Annotated in this window: 21 protein-coding genes and 1 pseudogene; 14 read left to right on the top strand and 8 right to left on the bottom strand. The window is 72.4% G+C overall.

Going from position 1 to position 19,306, the window contains the following annotated elements; translation table 11 throughout:
• The first annotated feature begins 12 nt into the window (after positions 1 to 12).
• Positions 13 to 441, top strand: coding sequence for an Lrp/AsnC family transcriptional regulator (locus RM445_RS12160; RefSeq protein WP_311556310.1), 429 nt, complete (start codon positions 13 to 15; stop codon positions 439 to 441).
• Between the two features lie 8 nt (positions 442 to 449).
• On the opposite strand, the gene RM445_RS12155 is transcribed toward RM445_RS12160, so the two are convergent.
• Complete coding sequence (locus tag RM445_RS12155) at positions 450 to 893, bottom strand: hypothetical protein (protein WP_311556309.1); 444 nt, start codon at positions 891 to 893, stop codon at positions 450 to 452.
• A gap of 172 nt (positions 894 to 1,065) precedes the next feature.
• Here RM445_RS12155 and RM445_RS12150 point away from each other — a divergent pair, with 172 nt between their 5' ends.
• Genes RM445_RS12150 through RM445_RS12135 form a run of 4 tightly spaced genes read left to right on the top strand, consistent with a single transcriptional unit; the run spans position 1,066 to position 5,007 of the window.
• A complete protein-coding gene (locus tag RM445_RS12150) occupies positions 1,066 to 2,160 on the top strand; it encodes an ATP-binding protein (RefSeq protein ID WP_311556308.1) in 1,095 nt (364 codons plus the stop codon).
• Positions 2,157 to 4,259 carry a SpoIIE family protein phosphatase gene (locus RM445_RS12145; protein WP_311556307.1) on the top strand — a complete coding sequence of 701 codons (2,103 nt, stop codon included), beginning with the start codon at positions 2,157 to 2,159 and terminating at the stop codon, positions 4,257 to 4,259. Before RM445_RS12150 ends, RM445_RS12145 begins: the two co-directional genes overlap by 4 nt.
• A complete protein-coding gene (locus tag RM445_RS12140) occupies positions 4,256 to 4,609 on the top strand; it encodes an STAS domain-containing protein (RefSeq protein ID WP_311556306.1) in 354 nt (117 codons plus the stop codon). Before RM445_RS12145 ends, RM445_RS12140 begins: the two co-directional genes overlap by 4 nt.
• A complete protein-coding gene (locus tag RM445_RS12135) occupies positions 4,609 to 5,007 on the top strand; it encodes an ATP-binding protein (RefSeq protein WP_311556305.1) in 399 nt (132 codons plus the stop codon). The genes RM445_RS12140 and RM445_RS12135 overlap by 1 nt, the downstream gene beginning before the upstream one ends.
• Positions 5,008 to 5,022: 15 nt before the next feature.
• On the opposite strand, the gene RM445_RS12130 is transcribed toward RM445_RS12135, so the two are convergent.
• Positions 5,023 to 5,862: an amidohydrolase family protein gene (locus RM445_RS12130; RefSeq protein WP_311556304.1), complete on the bottom strand. Its 840-nt coding sequence runs from the start codon at positions 5,860 to 5,862 to the stop codon at positions 5,023 to 5,025.
• Between the two features lie 153 nt (positions 5,863 to 6,015).
• On the opposite strand from RM445_RS12130, the gene RM445_RS12125 reads away from it, so the two are divergent.
• Both RM445_RS12125 and RM445_RS12120 read left to right on the top strand, forming a co-directional pair.
• On the top strand, positions 6,016 to 7,191 hold the full coding sequence (locus tag RM445_RS12125; RefSeq protein ID WP_311556303.1) for a macrolide family glycosyltransferase: 1,176 nt from the start codon (positions 6,016 to 6,018) through the stop codon (positions 7,189 to 7,191).
• A 44-nt stretch (positions 7,192 to 7,235) separates the two neighbouring features.
• The gene (locus tag RM445_RS12120; RefSeq protein ID WP_311556302.1) at positions 7,236 to 8,807 is read left to right on the top strand and encodes a Na+/H+ antiporter; all 1,572 of its coding nucleotides are present in this window, start codon (positions 7,236 to 7,238) and stop codon (positions 8,805 to 8,807) included.
• Positions 8,808 to 9,089: 282 nt separating this feature from the next.
• Here RM445_RS12120 and RM445_RS12115 read toward each other — a convergent pair whose 3' ends face one another.
• Positions 9,090 to 10,082, bottom strand: a complete 993-nt coding sequence (locus RM445_RS12115; protein WP_311556301.1) for an NADPH:quinone reductase — start codon at positions 10,080 to 10,082, stop codon at positions 9,090 to 9,092.
• Positions 10,083 to 10,236: 154 nt separating this feature from the next.
• Between RM445_RS12115 and RM445_RS12110 the strand changes: the two genes are divergently transcribed.
• Complete coding sequence (locus RM445_RS12110; protein ID WP_311556300.1) at positions 10,237 to 10,452, top strand: DUF4332 domain-containing protein; 216 nt, start codon at positions 10,237 to 10,239, stop codon at positions 10,450 to 10,452.
• A gap of 147 nt (positions 10,453 to 10,599) precedes the next feature.
• Here RM445_RS12110 and RM445_RS12105 read toward each other — a convergent pair.
• Positions 10,600 to 10,935: pseudogene (locus RM445_RS12105) on the bottom strand (histone-like nucleoid-structuring protein Lsr2); the annotation flags it as partial.
• A 221-nt stretch (positions 10,936 to 11,156) separates the two neighbouring features.
• Here RM445_RS12105 and RM445_RS12100 point away from each other — a divergent pair.
• Both RM445_RS12100 and RM445_RS12095 read left to right on the top strand, forming a co-directional pair.
• A complete protein-coding gene (locus RM445_RS12100; RefSeq protein ID WP_311556299.1) occupies positions 11,157 to 11,816 on the top strand; it encodes a hypothetical protein in 660 nt (219 codons plus the stop codon).
• 63 nt (positions 11,817 to 11,879) lie between these two features.
• Positions 11,880 to 13,370, top strand: coding sequence for a gluconokinase (locus tag RM445_RS12095; RefSeq protein ID WP_311556298.1), 1,491 nt, complete (start codon positions 11,880 to 11,882; stop codon positions 13,368 to 13,370).
• A 423-nt stretch (positions 13,371 to 13,793) separates the two neighbouring features.
• On the opposite strand, the gene RM445_RS12090 is transcribed toward RM445_RS12095, so the two are convergent.
• Complete coding sequence (locus RM445_RS12090; protein ID WP_311556297.1) at positions 13,794 to 14,513, bottom strand: TetR/AcrR family transcriptional regulator; 720 nt, start codon at positions 14,511 to 14,513, stop codon at positions 13,794 to 13,796.
• A gap of 71 nt (positions 14,514 to 14,584) precedes the next feature.
• Here RM445_RS12090 and RM445_RS12085 point away from each other — a divergent pair, with 71 nt between their 5' ends.
• A complete protein-coding gene (locus RM445_RS12085) occupies positions 14,585 to 15,442 on the top strand; it encodes an NAD(P)H-binding protein (RefSeq protein ID WP_311556296.1) in 858 nt (285 codons plus the stop codon).
• Between the two features lie 8 nt (positions 15,443 to 15,450).
• Here the strand turns inward: RM445_RS12085 and RM445_RS12080 are convergent, their stop codons facing one another.
• The 3 genes from RM445_RS12080 to RM445_RS12070 are packed head-to-tail and all read right to left on the bottom strand — an operon-like array spanning position 15,451 to position 16,723.
• Positions 15,451 to 15,780, bottom strand: a complete 330-nt coding sequence (locus RM445_RS12080; RefSeq protein ID WP_311556295.1) for a hypothetical protein — start codon at positions 15,778 to 15,780, stop codon at positions 15,451 to 15,453.
• Entirely contained in the window at positions 15,720 to 16,046 is a 327-nt protein-coding gene (locus RM445_RS12075; RefSeq protein WP_311556294.1) for an alpha/beta fold hydrolase, read from the bottom strand. The genes RM445_RS12080 and RM445_RS12075 overlap by 61 nt, the downstream gene beginning before the upstream one ends.
• Before the next feature lie 38 nt (positions 16,047 to 16,084).
• Complete coding sequence (locus tag RM445_RS12070; RefSeq protein ID WP_311556293.1) at positions 16,085 to 16,723, bottom strand: TetR/AcrR family transcriptional regulator; 639 nt, start codon at positions 16,721 to 16,723, stop codon at positions 16,085 to 16,087.
• Positions 16,724 to 16,827: 104 nt separating this feature from the next.
• On the opposite strand from RM445_RS12070, the gene RM445_RS12065 reads away from it, so the two are divergent.
• The 3 genes from RM445_RS12065 (at position 16,828) to RM445_RS12055 (ending at position 19,302) form a co-directional block, all read left to right on the top strand.
• Positions 16,828 to 17,874 carry a medium chain dehydrogenase/reductase family protein gene (locus RM445_RS12065; RefSeq protein ID WP_311556292.1) on the top strand — a complete coding sequence of 349 codons (1,047 nt, stop codon included), beginning with the start codon at positions 16,828 to 16,830 and terminating at the stop codon, positions 17,872 to 17,874.
• Between the two features lie 68 nt (positions 17,875 to 17,942).
• Positions 17,943 to 18,401: an ABC transporter permease gene (locus RM445_RS12060; RefSeq protein ID WP_311556291.1), complete on the top strand. Its 459-nt coding sequence runs from the start codon at positions 17,943 to 17,945 to the stop codon at positions 18,399 to 18,401.
• Between the two features lie 7 nt (positions 18,402 to 18,408).
• Positions 18,409 to 19,302 (top strand): arginase family protein, encoded by an 894-nt coding sequence (locus RM445_RS12055; RefSeq protein WP_311556290.1) that lies wholly within the window; start codon positions 18,409 to 18,411, stop codon positions 19,300 to 19,302.
• Positions 19,303 to 19,306: the final 4 nt, after the last annotated feature.

Below are 19,306 nucleotides of genomic sequence, written 5' to 3'. Positions count from 1 at the left end.
ATACTCGACGGGGTGGATCGCCATCTGCTGAACGCCCTCAGCGAGAACGCCCGTAGCAGCGTCGCGGACCTGGCCCGGCAGGTCAGCATGTCGGCTCCTGCCGTGCGGGAGCGGATTCTCCGACTGGAACAGGCGGGGGTCATCCGCGGCTACCGCGCCGACATCGACCCAGAAGGGTTGGGCCTACCGGTGGCGGCCTGGGTGCGTGTCCGCCCGGGACCGGGCCAGCTGGCCAGGATCGCGGAGTTGGCGCAGCAGACGCTGCAGGTCAGCGAATGCCACCGGGTGACGGGCGACGACTGCTTCCTGCTGAAGGTGCACGCTGCCGGCATCGCGGAACTCGAACCGGTGCTCGACCGCTTCCTGTTGCTCGGGCAGACCACCACGGCGGTCGTGGTGGCGACGGTCGTCGCTCACCGCACGCCGACGCCGCCCGACTGATCGCCGGTTCAGCTGTCGCCGTCGTCCTTGTCCTCGTGCTTGTGCTTGCTGCCGCCGTCGGAATCGCACGTGTCGCCGTCGGTGTCGTACCCGGCCCGGTTGCATCCCGACTCGTCGAAGCCCTTGCGATCGTATCCGTACCGGTTGCGACCGTTGTGGTCGTACCCGTTGCGGTCGTAACCGTCTTCGTCGTAGCCGTTCTCGTCGTATCCGTTGCGGTTGTACCCGTCGCGGTCGTAACCGGCCTGGTTGTACCCGTACTGGTCGTAGCCGTCGTCGTCGTACTTCTGTTTCTTCGACGAGCTGTCGTGCCGCGAGTTCGAATCCTTGACGGAATGGGACGTTCCGGCTCCGGACGCGGCCGCGCACGACTGTCCGGTGGTGAGCATCAAGCCGGCGAGCGCTGCGAGCGCGAGAAGCGTGCGGCGTGCCCTGGCCGGAAGGACCGACATGCCGGGCAGCTTTCCCTATCGGGTGACGCCGAAGCGACCAGACACACCGTTCACGGGGCGCACTGTCACACAGAAACCCGGCACCGCGCCGTCGGCGCCACCTGCCACACTGAGCATCCGGTCGGCCACGATTCGCACTGCCACCGAGGAGGGGTACCGCGGATGAGGGTTCATGGGTGACCTCCTGCCCGCGCTGGACCGGCTGGCCCTCGCCACCGCACACCTTCCGGGCCGCAGCGACGGCGACGAGTCGGGCACGGTCATCTGGTACGAGGTCGCCGCGGGTGCCGACGGGTCGGTCGCCGTGGCCCTGGGCGCCGTCCGCGACGCGGACGCCGCGACGCAAATGCGCCGCCGCCTCGCCGGCCTCGACCCCGCGCACCGCTCCCCCGCCGCGACGCTCGGGTGCCTGGACCAGGCGGCCCGCGCGATGCCGGCGCTGGTTGGGTCGGCCGCGCTCTGCCTCACCCTCGACCCGGACGGCGTCCTGCGCTGGATCGCAGCCGGGCACGCTCCGCCGCTGGTCGCCGGTCCGGACGGCGCCCGCTACCTGGACGGAGGGCAGGTGGAGCCGCTCGGGCATGCGGGCCGTACGCCCGCCGCCGAGGCCGAGGAGTCGCTGGCTGCGGGAACGACGGTGGTGCTCTGCTCCAGTGCCGAGCAGACTCTCGGCGTCCCGACCGGCGGGGACGATCCGGTGGTCGCCGCGCTCGTGCCGCGCCACGGTCTCCCGCCGGCCGCGCTCGCGCAGGCGCTGACCGAGCACGCCGGCAACCGGTCGCGGGACCGCCGCGAGCGCACGCTGTTCCTCGCCCGCGTCATGCCGGCGCCGCTCGAACAGCGGCTGCCGGCCGACCCCCGGAGGCTCTCGGCCGTGCGCCGTGCCGTCGCAGCGTGGAGCGCGCAGGCGGCGCTGTCCGAGGATGCGGCAGCCGACCTGCAGCTGCTGCTGAGCGAGGCGATCACGAACGCCGTCGAGCACGCCTACTGCGAGTCCGAGGCGGGCGAGTTCGTCTACTCGGTGCGGCGCCGCCACGACGCCGGCGTCCGGGTGGTCGTGCAGGACTTCGGCCGGTGGCGTCCACCTCCGGAAGACCCCGGATACCGCGGCCGGGGCCTCGCGGTGATCCACAACCTCGCCGAGGACGTGTCGCTCGACTTCTCCGACCACGGCACACAGATCGCCTTCACCGTGCCGAACGACCTCCCGCCGCTCGGGGAGCGGCCGCTCAAGGGGGTCACCCAGGGCTGGGCGCCGGACCGATGACCACCGACCTCGCCGACGCGATCGGCTACCTGCCCTTCCCCGTGGGCATCACCGCGACCGCCGACCACGTCGTCGTCGCGCTCAACACGGCGGGCCGCACCCTGCTGGGCGACGTCGTCGGACGTCCCGTGTGCGCGACCCTCCCCCACCCCGACCTGCTCGCGGCCCTCGACGCGGCCTTTCACGAGGCCCGGCCGGGGTCGGTGCCGCTGCCTGCCCCACCTGTGACGGTCGGCTGCGCGCCGATCCGCGACGGGGTGCTGCTGCACATGACAGTTGCTGACGCCTCCGGGGCGGAGCGGGCTCGCACCACCGCGCTGCAGCACCTCACGAGCGCGCTGTCGGGCGCGCCGACACCGTCCGCGATCGCCCGACTGGTCGTGACGAGCGCGGGCGAGTTGCTGGGCGCGGACCGGGCGGGGGTCTACTCCCGGACCGGCGCGACGCTCACCGCCCTGCACCGGACTGGGTGGGGAACCGAGGTCGCCCCTCCCTTCGACCGCATTCCCGTCCAGCGCGGACGCCCGCTGTCCGATGCGGTGCTCACCGGCGTCCCCGTCTGGCTGGAGAACGCCGAGCAGTGGCGGCTCCGGTACCCCGAGATGGCGCTCGCGGGCACTGCCAGCGGGTTCCAGGCCACCGCGTGCCTGCCGATGCGGGTCGAGGACCGGGACCTGGGCGCACTGGTGTTCAGCTTCCTGGTGCCCCGCGCCTTCTCCGCGGACGAGCGCGAGTACCTGACGGCCGTCGCGGCCCTGTGCGCACAGGCGCTGGACCGCGCCCGGCTGCTCGTCGCCGAGCAGGACGCCCGTGCGGGTGCCGAGCGGCAACTCGACCGGACGATGTTCCTCGCGCAGGCCGGACGCCTGCTGCAGGCACCGATGTCGGTCGAGCACCGACTGCGCCGCCTCGCCGACCTGGCCGTACCGGGCGTCGCCGACTGGTGCGCGGTCCACCTCGTCCGCAACGACCGGGTCGACCAGGTGGCCGTGGCCCACAGCGACCCGGAGAAGGTCGCGTTCGTGGCCCGCCTCCAGGAGCGCTACCCGCCCGAACCCGACGCCGACGGCGGAGCGATCCAGGTCAGCCGCACGGGCCGCCCCGTGCTCTTCCCCGAGATCCCCGACGAGCTCCTCGTCGCGGGCGCGGTCGACGAGGAGCACCTCGCCCTGATCCGGTCGATCGGCCTGCACTCGGCGGTGGTCGTGCCGCTGCTGGTCCGCGGCCGCAGCCTGGGCGCGCTCACACTGGCGCACGCCGAGTCCGGGCAGCGGTTCGACGAGGGCGACGTCGCCTTCGCCGAGCAGCTGGCCGCGAACGCCGCGATCGCGCTGGACAACGCGCGGCTCTGGGAGGAGCAGGTGGCCATCGCGGACACGCTGCAGGCCGCCCTCCTGCCCGCCGCGCTCCCGGACGTCCCCGGCCTGCGACTCGCGGCCCGCTACCGCCCGCAGTCGGTCGAGAACCCGGGGATCCAGGTGGGGGGCGACCTCTACGACGTCGTCGCGGGTGATGCGCCCGGGCGCTGGAGTGCCGTCGTGGCCGACGTCTGCGGCAAGGGACCGCACGCGGCGGCGCTGACCGCGCTGATCCGGCACACGATGCGGGCCGAGATCGACCACGGCCTCGGGCCGGTCGAGGCCCTGCGCCGGCTCAACCGCGCGATGCTGCACGGGGCGGGCGAGGCGCCGTGCCGGTTCGCGACGGTCGTCCACGCGGAGGTCACGGTCGACGCCGAGGGGGCGAGCGTCCGGTTGGCGAGCGCGGGTCACCCGCCGCCGCTGCTCCGCCGCGGCGACCGGGTGGAGGCCGTGACGGCGCCCGGCACCGTGGTGGGCGTCTACGCCGACGTCGAGCTGGCCGAGGCGACCTTCCGGCTGGACCGGGGCGACATGATGGTGCTCTACACCGACGGTGTGACGGAGGCACGAAGCGTGGACGGCTTCTACGGGACGGAGCGGCTGATCCGCTTGCTCCGGACCAGCACCGCGAGGCAGGCGGACGAGATCGCCGCCGCCCTGCTCGACGACGTCGTCGGCTTCCAGCAGGGACGGCTGCGCGACGACGTCGCGATCCTCGTGGTGGAGGCGACACCGTGACCGCCGCGCAGGCGGACGATCCTCGATCCGGCACCGTCGAGGTCGTCCTCACCGGCGAACTCGACATTGCGACCGTCGACGAGGTGCAGGGGCGGATCGAGGCCGCCGAAGCCGGGTCGCCGCCGCTGCTGGTCATCGACCTGTCGCGGCTGGAGTTCGTCGACTCGTCGGGCGTGCGCCTGGCCCTGCTGGCCGACGACAGGGCACGCGCCGCAGGCCGCCGGGTCGCCGTCCGCCTGGGCACCGGACACGCCCTGCGCGTGTTCCAGGCGCTCGGCCTCATGGACAAGCTCGACGTCGTGCCGTTGTCGGCGCCCGACGACGCGACGGTCGACGGCGCGTCACGCTGATGATCGCGGCGCCGGGCACGCTGCACGCGGCCGTCGACCTGCCACCCGCCGTCCGCAGCGTCCCGGCCGCACGGCACGTCGTCGCGCAACTGCTCGCCGCCTGGGCCGCCGACGCGTTCCGCGACGACGCCATCCTGCTGGTCAGCGAGCTCGTGACGAACGTCGTGCGGCACGTCTCCGGCCAGGTCGCCCTGCGGGTCGAGATGGCGCTGTCCGAGCCGGGCCTGCACATCGCGGTGATCGACAGTTCGCCCGTCCTCCCCGCGCCCGTGCTCCGTGGGCCCCAGGGCGGGCACGGCATCCGGCTGGTCGCCACCCTGGCCGACCGCTGGGGCAGCGAGCTGTGCGCGGGTGGCAAGCGCGTCTGGTTCGAGCTGGAGCCACGCCCGACGAGCTGACGGGAACCAGAGCGGTCAGGCCGTTGCGGTTCCGGTGGGGAAGCCGAACTCGCGGCAGGGGGTGTCCCACAGGATGCGGCGGCGGTCGGCGCTGTCGGGCACCTGCCGGGCCAGGAGTGCGAGCAGAGGGCCGTAGTCGATGCGCTCGGGCATCCGCAGGAAGGGCCAGTCCGAGGCCCACACACAGTGGTCCGGCCCGAACTCCGACAGCAGGGCCTCGATGTACGGCGACAGGTCCGCGTGCGGGTAGGACTCGCGGGAGACCTTGACGCATCCCGACAGCTTCACCACCGCACGACCGGCACGGCCCCGGCGCAGCAGCTCGCGGAAGCCGGGGGCATCGATCCCCGCGGTCGGATCGGGCCGACCGCAATGGTCGATGTGGACCCGCACCCCGGAACGGTCGAGCAGCGGCGACAGCGCGACGAGCTGATCGTCGATCACCTGCACGTCGGCGATCATGTCGAGGGCCTCGAGGTGGCTCAGCAACGGGCCGGCGTCGGCGTAGTGGTCGACGCCCAGCAGGGCGGCGTTGAGCGTGACGCCGAGGACCCCCGCCGCCTTCAGCGCGGCGAGCTCGGCGCGCGGGATGTCGTTGCGCACGACCGCCATGCCCCGGTAGCGCCCGTCGCCGGCGTCGAGCGCGTCGAGCAGGCACCGGTTGTCCTCGCCGTAGCCCGAGTTGGGGCCGACGAGCACGGCATGGTCGACACCGTGCCAGTCCAGGACCGCGGCCAGCCGGGCCGGCGTGCCGAGCTCCTGCCCCGCGGGGGCGTAGTAGGCGTCGGGCGCGTAGGGAAAGCGGGCGGGGTCGAACACGTGGACATGACAGTCGACCATCCGAACCGGCTCCACGGCGGACATGTTCCCCTATGCCGTTGGGCTCACGTTGCTGCTCGTCGTCGGCGTTTCTCGAAGGCCGACGACCTGCTCGCCCAGGTCCACACCCACCGCGACCTGTCGATCTCGCTGTCGCACGACACCGCCTGACCGCTAACGTCACGGCCGGTGGACGCCCTGCACATCCTCATGATCGGCGTGCCCGCCCACGGGCACATGAACCCGCACCTGCCGGTGCTCGCCGAGCTCGTCGCGCGCGGCCACCGCGTCGAGGTCACCACACCGTCGGGGTTCGCGCGGGCCGTCGCGGGCACCGGTGCGACCGCCGTTCCGGTCACCTCCGTGCTCCCCGACGAGGACCGCGGCGAGACCTGGCCCGACGACCCCGTCGCGGGGATGGCCCGCTTCCTCGACGAGGGCGTGCACGTCCTGCCGCAGGCCCGGGCCGCCTTCGACGACGACCGGCCGGACGTGCTGCTCGGCGACATCGGCTCGTATCCGGCGCGCGTGCTGGCCCACCAGTGGTCGCGCCCGCTCGTGCAGCTCTCACCGACCTACGTGGCCTGGGAGAGCTACGAACACGACATGGCCGAGGTGCTCGACGGCCTGCGCGGGGCCCCCGGCTACGCCGCCTACCACGAGCGCTTCGCGGCGTGGCTGGCCGCGGAAGGCGTACCCGTCGACGTCGACGCGTTCACCGGGCGGCCGCCCCGCTCGGTCGTGCTGGTGCCCCGGGCCATGCAGCCGCACGCCGACGACGTCGACCCGCGCCGCTACACGTTCGTCGGCCCGGCCCTGGCCGTCCGCGCCCACCAGGAAGAGTGGCCCGTTCCGGACCGTCCGGTGCTGCTGGTCTCGCTCGGCTCGGCGTACTCCGCGCCGGTCGGGTTCTACCGCGCCTGCCTCGACGCCTTCGCCGGCCTCGACCGCGACGTCGTCGTGAAGGTCGGTCCGGCGGTGGATCCGGACGCGCTCGGCCCGGTGCCGGCCAACGCGTCAGTGCACCGCTGGGTGCCGCAGCTCTCCGTGCTGGCGCACGCGTCCGCGTTCGTCACCCATGCGGGGATGGGCGGGTGCTCCGAGGGGCTGTGGCACGGCGTCCCGATGTTGGCGGTGCCGCAGGCGGTCGACCAGTTCGGCAACGCGGACCGGCTCGTCGAGCTCGGCGTGGGCAGGCGGCTGGACGTCGACGCCACCGCCGACGAGCTGCGCGTGGCGGTGGTCGAGCTGGAGTCCTCACCGGAGGTCGCCGCCCGGTGCGCTGCGCTGCGTAGCGAGCTGCGGGCGGCAGGCGGAGCGGCAGGCGCAGCCGACATCGTCGAGGCCGAGGCTGCGCGTCGGTGACCGCGAGGCCTGCCGCGCGCCGCGGGCGCCGGTAGCGTGCTCCCGTGTTAGGCCTCGTGATCGTGGTGGTGCTCGGGTGCACCGTTCTGATCGGGACGACGCTGGGCGGCCGCTACCGTGTGGCGCCGCCCGTCCTGCTGATCTGCCTCGGTGGCCTGCTCGGCCTCGTTCCCGGGCTGTCGGCGGTCGAGCTCGATCCCGACGTCGTTCTGCTGCTCTTCCTGCCGGCGATCTTGTACTGGGAGAGCTTGAACACCAGTCTGCGGGAGATCCGCGCGAACCTGCGGGTGATCGTGCTGTCGAGCGTGGTGCTGGTGATCGTGACGATGGCGGCGGTCGCCTACGCGGGGCGGGCACTGGGCATGGACCCGCGGGCGGCGTGGGTGCTGGGCGCGGTGCTCGCGCCGACGGATGCGGCGGCGGTGGCCGGCCTGGCGAAGCGTCTCCCGCGGCGGACTCTGACGACGCTGCGCGCCGAGAGTCTGATCAACGACGGGACGGCGCTGGTCCTGTTCGGGGTGGCGACGGCGGTAGCGGTCGGCGCGGTGTCGACAGGACCGTTCACCATCGCGGGCAGCTTCGTGGGTTCCTACGCGGGCGGCATCGCCGCAGGCCTGCTTGCCAGCGGCCTGGTCGTCCTCGTCCGCCGCCGGCTCGACGACCCGCAGCGGGAGGGCACGCTCAGCGTGCTGACGCCGTTCCTCGCCTTCCTGTTCGCCGAGCTCGTGCACGCCAGCGGCGTGGTGGCGGTCGTCGTCGCCGGTCTGGTGCTCACCCACGCGTCGCCGCGCGTCATCCGCGCCCGGTCCCGGGTTGCGGCCTTCGCGTTCTGGGACCTGGCCACCTTCATGATCAACGGAGGCCTGTTCGTCCTGGTCGGCCTGCAGTTCCGCCGGGTGGTGGAGAGCCTCGACGGGAAGACCCTCGTCGGGGCGCTGGGGGTCGCGGTCGCCATCACGGGGGTCGTCATCGGTACCCGCCTGCTGTGGGTGCAGACCACCCCCTACGTCATCCGCGCGGTCGACCGCCGGGCGGTGCAGCGCACGCGGCGCGTGGGATGGCGCCAGCGCATGGTCGGCGGCTGGTCCGGCTTCCGGGGCGCGGTGTCGCTGGCCACCGCGCTCGCCGTCCCGGCGACCGTGGCCGGCGGTGCGCCGTTCCCCGACCGCGACCTGATCGTGTTCGTTGCGGCCGTGGTCATCCTGCTGACCATCCTCGTGCAGGGCACCACGCTGCCCCTCGTCGTGCGCTGGGCCCGGCTGCCCGAGGACACCGGCCGCGCCGAGGAGCTGGCGCTGGCCCGTGTGCGCGCCGCCGAGGCCGGCCTCGCCGCCCTGCCGCGGCTGGCGGCCGATCTCGGCGTCGACGGCGCACACCTCGACCGGCTGCGTACCGAGTACGAGGAGTACCGCGAGCTCGCCGCCGACGACGCCGGCGAGACCGGGGCGATGCGGGACCTGGACCGGCGGCTGCGGCTCGCCGTGCTCTGGGAGAAGCGGCAGGCGGTCACCGCCCTGCGCGACGCCAACGAGATCGACGACATCGTGCTGCGCGAGCTGCAGGCGGGGATGGACGCCGAGGAGGTCCGGTTGCTGGGGCCCGTGTCGAACGACTGACGCCGGGTGGATGCCCCGCAGGGATACGCCTCAAGGGCGCGCCATTGCTGTTTGATCTCGAGCTGGCAGCGACAGCGCGCCTTTCACGCGTCGGGGTGGGCCCGGACCAGTGCCGGACCTGATCTCCTGTGCGCAGGCGGAGGAAGGGCATGGCGAAGATGCGCAGGAGATCCGCGCGGCCGCAACGCATGTGATCGACGGTTCGGCGGCAGAAGCTGCAGCTGTGCAGCTTCTGCCACCCGAACGCCGATCATGGGCCGGCGCGAAGCCCGTCCGCGGGTGTCAGCCGATGTCCACCAACACCTTTCCCGTCACCCCGGACTCCACGGCCTCGTGGGCCGCGGCGACCTCGTCGAGGGGGAAGCGGTGCACCGGCAGCGCGGTGAGTGCCCCCGCCGCGACGGCCTGGGTGACCTGCTGCGCGGCCGTCCGCAACACGTCGTGCGGCACCCCGTAGAGCAACACGAACCGCAGGTTCACGTTCGCGGTCATCGCGACCCGGACCGGCACCGTCGGGTCGTCCGAGCCCGCGGCGTAGCTGACGACCGCACCGCCGACGCGGATGACCTTCAGGTCCTGGTCGAGGTTCTGGCCGATGGCGACCTCGACGACGCGGTCGACCTGCCCGACCGCGTCGAGGATGGCGGCCGCTGGATCGCCTTCGCGGTAGTTGACCACGTGTTCCGCGCCGGCCTTCCGCGCCAGCTCGGCCTTCTCGGGCCCGCTCACGGTGGTCACCACCCGGGCCCCGGCCCAGCGGGCCAGCTCGATCGCGTAGTGCCCGACCGCACCCGCCCCACCAGTGACCAGGACGGTGAGCCCGTCGGCCGGGCCGTCGGCGGTCAGGCAGTGGTACGCGGTCATGGCCGGTACTCCCAGGCAGGCGCCCAGGTCGTCCGACGCCCCGTCGGGCAGCGGCGTCGCCTGGTACTCCGGCACCACGGTGTACTCGGCGCAGGTCCCCCACTCGGCCAGCGGCGCCCCGCCCGGCCCGCCGGGTGAGGCGAGCCAGACCCACACGCGTTGCCCGACGCGCCCCGGGTCGACACCCGCGCCGACGGCGTCGATCACGCCTGCACCGTCCTGGTGCGGAATCCGCAGACCGTCGAACGGGCGCTGCGTGGTGCCGTCACGGGTCTTGGTGTCGGTCGGGTTGACGGCCGAGACCTGCACCCGGACGCGGACCTGGCCGGGGCCGGGATCGGGCCGGTCGACCTCTCTGATGGTGAGGACGTCGCGCGCGGCTCCGATGGCGGTGTAGGCGGCAGCTCTCATGCCCCCCGCCTTCCCGGCGGCGCGGCCCCGCAATCCCGTCACCGGCCGCCTGGCGAGTCGTCCGGAGGCTCCACTAAAGGATCACCACTGGCGGCCACCGCCCGTGGCGAGCATGCTGGCGCCCGGAAAACTTCCGAACGAAGGGACGACCGTCGTGGCTGTGGAGAACGACCTCGCCGAACTCAAGGGCATCGGGCCCAAGCACGCAGCGATGCTGAAGGAGATCGGCGTCGACTCGATCAAGGAGTTGCGGCACCGGAACGCGGCCAAGCTCAAGGAGACGATCGAGGAGAGGCACGGCAAGGTCGTCGGGCTCTCCGAGAAGACCTGCCAGACGTGGATCGACGAGGCGAAGACCCACGGGAGCTGACGGCTCAGCCGGGCAAGCCGTGATCAGGGCGAGGGGCCGGAGCGCACAGCGCTGGCCCCTCGACACCTGTCTCTTTCAGACCGACGTGACCTGGAACGGGTCGGCGATCTTCGGCCGCGCGGGCTTCTCGGCTCTGCGCTCGCCCCATTTCTGGTAGGCCTCCGTCACCTCGGCCGAGATGCGACCGCGGTCCGACACCGTGAAACCGTTCGCCGCAGCCCATTCCCGGATCGGCCCGGTGGACTCCCGCGGTGCCGCCGGTGCCGCCGGTGCCTTCTCCACGCGCTGCTGCCGACGAGCCGGCCGCCGGTCGCCGCGTCGACCGGCGGCGACGTACGGGGCGAGAATATCGCGTAGCTTCGCGGCATTGTCCTTGCTCAGGTCGATCTCGAGGGACATGCCGTCGAGCGTGAACTCGACCGACTCGTCGGCTTCGCTTCCATCGATGTCATCGACCAGTCGAACCTTGGTGACCTGTGCCATGTTCCGCTTCTCGTTGGTTCCTATGGGGATTGCCCATTCTCCAATACAGCACATCACGCGACAGCAGGCGACCACTCACCCGACGTCGTACCCCGCCGACTCCGTCACATCGCGTCCTCGTCGGCGCACTCCCCTCCCGCAGGTGCGTCTCTGTCCACAAGAGATTGAACTGAGATCACGGAGCTCTACTCTTCCCGGGCACCACCGCGAAGGAGCCGCCGATGTCCACGCAACCTCAAGGCCCCGGTTGGTGGCAGGCCTCCGACGGTCGGTGGTACCCGCCGCAACCCCCGCAAGCCGCGCCGTATCAGCAGTACACGCAGCAGCCTGCTCCGGCGCCGCGGACGAGGAACCGCGGCTGCGTCGTCGCCGTGGTCGTGGCGGTGGCATTCGTGCTCATCGGCGGCGGCATCGGCGCGTACTACGTCTACCGCGGGGTCACGGCGGTCACCGAGGTCGCGGGGGGTGCCTGGCCCTTCGGCGAGGCGAAGTGCCCGGCCGAACAGGACGTGTCGTCGATCGTGGGGTCGCCGGTGACGTTGGTGGCGAGTGGGAACGTCGTGGTCGCCAAGGGGTGCAGCTACTTCGCCGTCGACAAGTCCACGGGCGCGGACGTGCAGATCACGACCGGCGCGGCACTCGTCGCCGACGAGCAGTTCCAGAGCTTCGCCTCCGATGCCGCCACACAGGGGGCGACCCCCGAGGCGATCCCGGTCGGTGAACGGGCCGAGGCTTTCGGCGGCTCCGGCCGCAGCGGGGCGATCGCCGTCGTCGACAGTTCGCTGATCCTGGTCGAGGTGTTCAACTCCGGCGGCACCGACATCGGCGACAAGAAGCAGGAAGCGATCACGTTGCTGGAGCAGGTGATCGCAGCACGGTGAGATGCCCCGACTGGGGGTAGCGTGCCGATTCGCATGTCGGTGTCGACAGAGGGTGGAGGCCGGATGCCCGGGAACGGAAGTCGTGTCAGCCGGGACGACGCGCTGGACCCCCTCGTCCTGGCTCTCGACGTCGGGTCGACGGCCAGCCGGGGCGACGTCTACGACGCGGCAGGCCGACCGGTGCAGGGCGGTCGGAAAAAGGTGCCGCACGCGTTCCGCACCGGCGCGGACGGCGCGAGCGAGATCGACCCCGACCAGGTGGTCGACGAGCTGGGACAGATCATCGCCGGGCTGGCCGTCGAGCCGCTGCAGGGCCGCATCGCCGGCGTGGCACTCGACACGTTCGCCTCCTCGTTGATCGGGGTCGACGCCGACGGGCGGGCTGTCACCCCCTGCTACACCTACGCCGACTCCCGGTGCGGACAGCAGGTGGCGGCCCTGCGTAGCGAGCTCGACGAGGCGGAGGTGCAGCAGCGCACCGGCTGCCGGCTGCACAGCAGCTACCTCCCTGCCCGGCTGCGATGGCTGCGGGAGACCGACCCGGACCGGTTCGCCGCGGCCCGGCGCTGGCTGTCGCTGGGTGAGTACGCCTACCTCCGCCTGCTCGGGTCGACGGCAGCCGGCACGGCCACGGCGGCCTGGACGGGTCTGCTCGACCGTCGCACCGGACGCTGGGACCCGGGGATGCTCGCCACCGCCGGGATCGGCGCCGACCAGCTGTCGGAGGTGCGTGATCCGGACCGACCGCTGATCGACGTCGACGACGCCGTGACGCAGCGCTGGCCCGTCCTCGCCGGCGCGCACTGGTTCGCCCCCATCTCCGACGGCTTCGCCAGCAATCTCGGTGCCGGCGCCGCCGACGAGACCACCGCCGCAGTGGCCGCGGCGACCAGCGGAGCGATCCGTGTGCTGGTTCCCGAGATTCCCGAGCAGATCCCGTCGGGTCTGTGGTGCTACCGGGTCGACGCCCGCCGATCCCTGCTGGGCGGAGCGCTCAACGACGTCGGCCGGGTCGTCACCTGGTTGCACGACACCGTGCAACTGGCCGGCGTCGACCCCGACCAGCTGATGACCGCCGCCCCCGAGCCGACGACGCCGTTGGTCCTCCCCTACCTGTCCGGCGAACGCTCGACCGGGTGGGCCGCCAACGCCCGTGCCGTGATCACCGGCGCCTCCACCGCCACCACCGGCGCTCAGCTGTTCCGCGGAGCGATGGAGGGCGTCGCCCTGTCCTACCAACGGATCGCCGAGCAGTTGCGCACCACCGCCAACCCGACCCGCATCCTGGCCAGTGGCCGGGTGACCCAGGACCTGCCGAGCTGGTTGCAGGTACTGGCCGACGTCCTCGGCACCCCGGTGGAACCCGTGACGCTCAAGCGCGCGACGCTGCACGGCACCGCGCTGCACGCGCTGGAGGTGCTGGCGCCGGACACGCCGCGAGCCCCGGTCCCGACCGCGGCGACGCTGAACCCCGTGTCCGCGCACTGCGAGTACTACCGCGACCGGGCCGAGCAGTACGACCGGCTCTACCGCGCGGTGATCGCCACCCCGTGAACTGCACCGACGACGACGTTGCGCGCGGGGTCGGCGGGGTGATGAACTTGTCGCGTGCCCACCGGTCCCGCCACGCGTCACGCGTTCTGCGTGTGCCTGCTGGCGATGGACCAACTGTCGATCGACGACCGTCTGTGTCGCGGAGCCTCGCCGCGTCGCTGACCTCCCGCCGAGGTCTCTCCGCGGAACAGCGCCGTCCGACTGATCGAGTCTTCGAGGTAGAGCACCATGAGCGCCGCTCCTGTCCCGGCTGCCACCGCGTCGCCGGGATCCGCTGATCAGCCTGCGCAGCCCACTGCGGCAGGCCCCCGGACGGTGCCGCGGGTGCGGCGCATCCGACGGTTCGTGACGTGCGTGGCGACGGCGGTCCGTGCCGCACACACCACGGGCGTGCCCTTCTGACCGAACCACGGACCCACCGGCTCAGGGTCGCAGGCCGACGAGGGATCGGGCGACCCACTCGGCCATGAGCGTGCGCTCGGCGTCGGTGAGTGCCGGGAGCTCGGGTAGCACGGTCATGAACGTGACGGCGACCGTTCCCACTGACGAGTCGTCCGTCGCCGGCCGCGCGGCCAGGATGCCGGCGGCGAGGACGTCGAACATCGCGTCGGGCAGGTCGAGGTCGCGCTCGTGTGCGGGTGTGCCCAGCAGGGCCAGAATCGTGCCGGTCCCGGCGGCATGGATCATGTCCAGGGCGCGCTGCTCGTCGACGCGCAGCAGTCCGGCGGCGGCGATCCGCCGCACGCGCTTGCGGAGTACGTCGAGGCCGGCTGTCGTCGCCGGCGACCGCGACGCGCGGTCCGGGGTGTTGAGCAGCGCATACAGCTGGGCGTTCGCCAGACCGAACTCGACATGCATCTGCCACGCCGATCGCAGGTCCGTGGCGGGATCGCCCTCAGCTCGAGCTTCGGCGTCCGCCACGGCGGTCTTCTCAGCCACGTAGGTCGCCATGACGTGCTCAGCCACGGCGTCGATCAGGCCGTCCTTGTCGCCGAACAACCGGTAGATGGTCGGCGCCTGCACCCCGGCCGCCTGCGCGACGGCGCGTGTCGTTACCGCCTGCGCGCCCTCGTCTTGCAGCAGACGTGACGCCGCGTCGACGATGCTCGATCGAACGTCCTGACGAGCTGCTACGTCGGTCATGTATCGACGATATCACCGTCGTGATACCGTCGATAACAGCTGCGGGATCCCCGCCGACGAAGGGCTTCGTCATGATCATCGTCACCGGTGCCACCGGCGCACTCAACGGCGCGACTGTCGACCACCTCCTCGAACGGGTTCCCGCCGACGAGATCACCGTCGCCGTCCGCGACGTGGCGAAGGCCGAGCGGTTCGCCGAGCGAGGGGTCGGCGTCCGCCGCGGGGACTACGGAGATCCGGGCTCGCTCCCGTGTGCCTTCGAGGGCGCCGACCAGCTGCTCCTCGTGTCGTCGAACGACCCGGGTGCCGACGCCGTGAGCCTGCACCGTGCCGCAATCGAGGCGGCCATGGCCGTCGGCGTCGGACGCATCCTCTACACGAGCCACCAGGGCGCGGGCATCGACAGCGCCTTCGCCCCCGCGCGCGTCCACGCCGCGACCGAGCGGCTGCTGGCCGAATCCGGCGTCGCCTGGACGTCCCTGCGCAACGGCTTCTACGCGCACAGCCTGAACTGGCTGGCAGGGTCGTGGCGGGAGACGGGCGTCATCCCCGTTCCGGCCGACGGGCCGGTCTCGTGGACCGCACGCGAAGACGCCGCCGAGGCGGCCGCCGTCGTCATCGCCTCGAACGGCGCCTACGACGGTCCGACGACCCTCACCGCCGGTTCCGCACCGACGTTTCAGGACGTCGCCGTGATCGCCTCGGAGCTCACCGGCGACGAGATCACGTGCGTCGTCTCCGATCCCGACGAGTGGATCGCGGCGCAGGTGACCCAGGGCATGAACGAGTTCGCGGCGCACTTCACCCTCGGCATGTACCTGGCCGCAGCCGAAGGCCGGTTCGCCGGCGTCGACCCACTGCTCGGCGAGCTCCTCGGTCGCGAACCGCAGACCGTGCGCGACCTACTGGCCCAGCCCGTCGCCGTGTAGAGCCGTGTTCAGGCCAGTCGCCCGAGCCAGGCGTCCAGCGCGCTCGCGATCGCCGGTGCCGAGTCCTCCGGCAGGAAGTGCAGGCCCGGCACGGTGACCTCCTCCTGCGCGGGCCACCGTCGGCACTGCTCGCGCAGGGGCCCCGTGAGCAGTGCACCGGGGTCGCCGTTGACGAACAGCTTCGGCACGGGCGACGCCGCCATCCACGTCAGCGTCGGCCGCCGCGACTCCCCCGGCTCGCGATACGGAGTGCGATAAGCGTCCATCTCGTCGGTCGTCAGCCGGCGCAGGGTCCCCGCCGGCAGCACCTTCTCGACGAAGACGTTCTCGGCGAGCACTGCACACCGAGCTCGTCGACCAGGGCATCGAGGTGGCGGCGGTGGTCGACGTACCGGTAGCTGCCCGGTCCGGCTCCGGGCAGCTTGTCCGACGCACCCATGCCCACCAGGTCCGGCGCGAGGCAGCGGCCTCGGTGCTCGACCCGGCCGAGGACGTCCCGCCACAGGTACGACGACGTGGGGTTGCCGTGCAGGAACACGACGGGATCGCCGCGCCCGACCTCCCGATAGGCCATCCGCAGTCCGTGGACCTGTGCGTACCGCACCGCCACCATCTCCTCAGCCTGCCGCACCGCCGCCCGGCTCAGCCGTCGGTCAGGTGCGCCAGCGCGACGACGAGACGCTCCTCGATGTCCGGCGGCCACGGGAAGCTGACGGTCACCGACTGCTGGTGAGCCAGCCCGTGCAGGCCCACCCAGAGCGCGACCGCATCGGCGGAGACGTCCGTCGTCGTGGCGATCCCCGCTGCGACGCACCCGCCGAGGACCTCGACCAGCACCTCCATGCTGACCCGCCCCAGCGCGTGCAGGTCGGCCTCGGTCAGCGAGCTCGCCTCGAGGTCCGGCATCCAGAGGCCGCCGAACATCGTGCGGTAGCGCCCGGGATGCCTGCGTGCGAACTCCAGGTAGCGGGTGCAGACGGCGAACAACCGCGTCCGGGGGTCGTCGCCTGCGACGTCCAGCGCGCCGTACAGCTCCGCGTTCAGTTCGTCGAAAGCCTGCTGGACGACGGCCAGCATGATGCTGGGCTGGTCGGCGAAGTGGCGGTAGATCGAGGGCGCTGCGATCCCGACCCGCCGGGCGACCGCGCGCAGGGTCACGGCCGACTCGTCGCCGGTCTCGTCGAGCAGGGCGACGGCCGCGGCCACGATGTCGTCCCGCAGCTGCGCACCCTCACCACGGCGGTTGCGGGTACGGGTCGCGGTCATCCGCTCACTGGGCATGACATCACCTTACAATCCAAAGCTTACTGGCGTTAGCCTTGTATTTCGAAGACGAACATGCGTAGCCTTACATCTGTTAGCTCAACGAGCTCCGGGAGGCTTCCATGAACGACACCACGCTCACCACCCGCACCACCGAGATCGTCCTGCCGGGCAGGGTCGAGTCGAGCGGCCTGCAGGTCCACGCCCGGGACCTCCCGGCTCCTGCGGCCGGCCAGGCCGTTCTGCGGATGGATGCGACCGGCGTCTCGTTCGCCGAGCAGCAGATGCGCCTCGGCAAGTACTACAACCAGCCGCCGTTTCCCTTCGTGCCCGGCTACGACGTCGTCGGCACGGTGACCGTCACGGGACCCGACGTGGATCCCGCCATGATCGGGCGCCGGTTCGCCGCGGTCACCAAGACCGGGAGCTGGGCGTCCCACCAGCTGATCGACGTCGCCGACCTGGTACCCGTGCCGGACGGAGTGGACGCGGCCGACGCCGAGACCGTCGTGGTCAACGGGATCACGGCCTGGCAGATGCTGCATCGGACCGCCCGGGTCCGCCCCGGAGCGACGATCGTGGTCCTGGGTGCCAACGGTGGTGTCGGGTCGACGCTCGTGCAGCTGGCCCGCCACGCCGGGATCACCGTGATCGGAACCGCCTCGCCGCGCCACCATCCGGCCCTGCGCGAGCTGGGCGCGACCCCCGTCGACTACCACGATCCCGACATGTACCGGCTAATTCGCGAGATCGCGCCGGACGGCGTGGACGCGGTGTTCGACCACGTCGGCGGCCCCGGCATCGTCGATTCGTGGCGCCTGCTACGCCGTGGCGGAGCACTGGTGTCCTACGGGACGGCGGCAACGAAGGACGCGGAGGGCGACTCCCGGCTCCCGGTGCTGACGCTGATCGCCCGGCTCGTGGCCTGGAACGTCCTGCCCAACGGCCGGTCGGCGACGTTCTACAACTTCTGGGCGGGCCGCCGCCGTCTCGGCGCCTTCCGCGACCGGTTGCGCGACGACCTCACCTCGGTGCTGACGCTGCTGGCCGACGGCGTCCTCAGCCCTCAGGTGGCCGCGCGGTTCCCGCTGTCCGAGGCCGGATCGGCGCTGGCACTGGCCGAATCACGCACCGTCGCCGGCAAGGTCGTCATCGTCCCCGACGCCTGACCGCGCGCCACCGTCACCCACCCCATCCGGCCGCGGCACCGACCGAGGCCCACCTCAGAGGAGACGTCATGACCACCGCCACCCTGCCCTCCCCCGCCGCGCCCGCGTCCACCCGCAGCATCGACATCGACAGCCGCGCCGCCTACACCAGCTTCGGGCTCGCCTACGTGCTCGGCCACGGCGCCTCCGCCGTCTCACTGGGGCCCGACCCGCTGATCGCCCTGCCGCCCTGGCTGCCGACGACCCTCCTCGGCATCAGCCTCGCCGCCGGCACCGTCTTCGCTGCTCTCGCCGCCAACAGGGCTCAGCGCGGCGCCGGCCGACACGACGTGCTCTCCGCGAAGCTGCTCGGACTCTCGTGGGTCAGCGCCTTCGCCGCACTGTTCCTCGCCATCACCGGTCTCACCTCCACCGCGGCCCTCTTCCTCGGCACGCCCGGCCTGTTCTGGGTCCTCGCCGTCGCGGGCGGCGGCGGGTTCGCCGTCGCGGCCCTCCTGGAGACCCGCCGGCTCGTTCGCCGGGCATGATCCAGCCATGGCGAGGATCGAGCTGATCGGCGTGCCGTTCGACGGCTACGGACGGCCGGGGAACCAGGCCCGGACATCAGCGGTACTGCGCGAGGCGGGCATCGCCGGCTCGTTCGCCGGGCACGACGTCCACGACGGCGGCGACCTCGACATCCCGGCAGGCCGGCCGGAACGCGGTGCAGCGACCAGCCTGATCAACGAGGCTGCGCTGGTCGCGATGACCGGCGCCGTGGAGACCCGAGTCCGGGCCGCGCTGTCCGAGGGACGGATGCCGGTGCTGTACGGCGGCGACTGCACCACCCTTCTCGGCTCGGTCCCCGCCTTCGGGGGCGGCCTCCTGTTCGTCGACGGCCACGAGGACACCATGCCTCTGGACGTGTCGGAGGACGGCGAGGCCGCCAACACCGAGATCGGGCTGCTGCTCGGACTGACCGGCCGCCTCCTCCGCGGGCCGCTCACGCACCGCCGCGGAACACTCACCGCGGACCGGCTCGCCGTGCTCGGCCCGCGTGACCGCGACTGGCGCCGGCAGTTCAACGTCGGCTCGCTCCGCGACCACGGCATCTGGCTCGCCGACGTCGACGACGTCGCCGCGGACCCGATCGGCACCGCCCGCGCGGCGGTGCAGCACGTGACCTCGGCAGCAGATCGCTGGTGGCTGCACGTCGACCTCGACGTGCTCGACCCCGTGGAGTTCCCCGCCCAGGGCCTGCCCGACGTCGCCGACGATCCCGGCGGGCTGACCGGAGCACAACTCGCGACGCTGCTGTCGACGGCAGCCGGTGCGGGCGGATGCGCCGGGCTCAGTCTGGCGATCTACGACCCGGACCAGGACCCCGACCGCAGCGGGGCACGCACCGTCGTCGAGCTCATCCGGACGATCGCGCCGGCACTGGGCTGAACCT

The sequence above is a fragment of the Pseudonocardia charpentierae genome (assembly GCF_031845345.1).
GTDB classification, from domain to species: domain Bacteria; phylum Actinomycetota; class Actinomycetes; order Mycobacteriales; family Pseudonocardiaceae; genus Pseudonocardia; species Pseudonocardia charpentierae.
The sequence above is the reverse complement of the archived record's forward strand: the minus strand, read 5'-3'. Positions and strand labels throughout refer to the sequence as shown.

Excerpts from the sequence above, each read along its gene's own strand:
- RM445_RS12115 (WP_311556301.1), bottom strand. The coding sequence starts at position 10,082 with ATGAGAGCTGCCGCCTACACCGCCATCGGAGCCGCGCGCGACGTCCTC.
- RM445_RS12095 (WP_311556298.1), top strand. The coding sequence starts at position 11,880 with ATGCCCGGGAACGGAAGTCGTGTCAGCCGGGACGACGCGCTGGACCCC.
- RM445_RS12100 (WP_311556299.1), top strand. The coding sequence starts at position 11,157 with ATGTCCACGCAACCTCAAGGCCCCGGTTGGTGGCAGGCCTCCGACGGT.
- RM445_RS12090 (WP_311556297.1), bottom strand. The coding sequence starts at position 14,513 with ATGACCGACGTAGCAGCTCGTCAGGACGTTCGATCGAGCATCGTCGAC.
- RM445_RS12150 (WP_311556308.1), top strand. The coding sequence starts at position 1,066 with ATGGGTGACCTCCTGCCCGCGCTGGACCGGCTGGCCCTCGCCACCGCA.
- RM445_RS12060 (WP_311556291.1), top strand. The coding sequence starts at position 17,943 with ATGACCACCGCCACCCTGCCCTCCCCCGCCGCGCCCGCGTCCACCCGC.
- RM445_RS12055 (WP_311556290.1), top strand. The coding sequence starts at position 18,409 with ATGGCGAGGATCGAGCTGATCGGCGTGCCGTTCGACGGCTACGGACGG.
- RM445_RS12135 (WP_311556305.1), top strand. The coding sequence starts at position 4,609 with ATGATCGCGGCGCCGGGCACGCTGCACGCGGCCGTCGACCTGCCACCC.
- RM445_RS12070 (WP_311556293.1), bottom strand. The coding sequence starts at position 16,723 with ATGCCCAGTGAGCGGATGACCGCGACCCGTACCCGCAACCGCCGTGGT.
- RM445_RS12085 (WP_311556296.1), top strand. The coding sequence starts at position 14,585 with ATGATCATCGTCACCGGTGCCACCGGCGCACTCAACGGCGCGACTGTC.
- RM445_RS12155 (WP_311556309.1), bottom strand. The coding sequence starts at position 893 with ATGTCGGTCCTTCCGGCCAGGGCACGCCGCACGCTTCTCGCGCTCGCA.
- RM445_RS12065 (WP_311556292.1), top strand. The coding sequence starts at position 16,828 with ATGAACGACACCACGCTCACCACCCGCACCACCGAGATCGTCCTGCCG.
- RM445_RS12145 (WP_311556307.1), top strand. The coding sequence starts at position 2,157 with ATGACCACCGACCTCGCCGACGCGATCGGCTACCTGCCCTTCCCCGTG.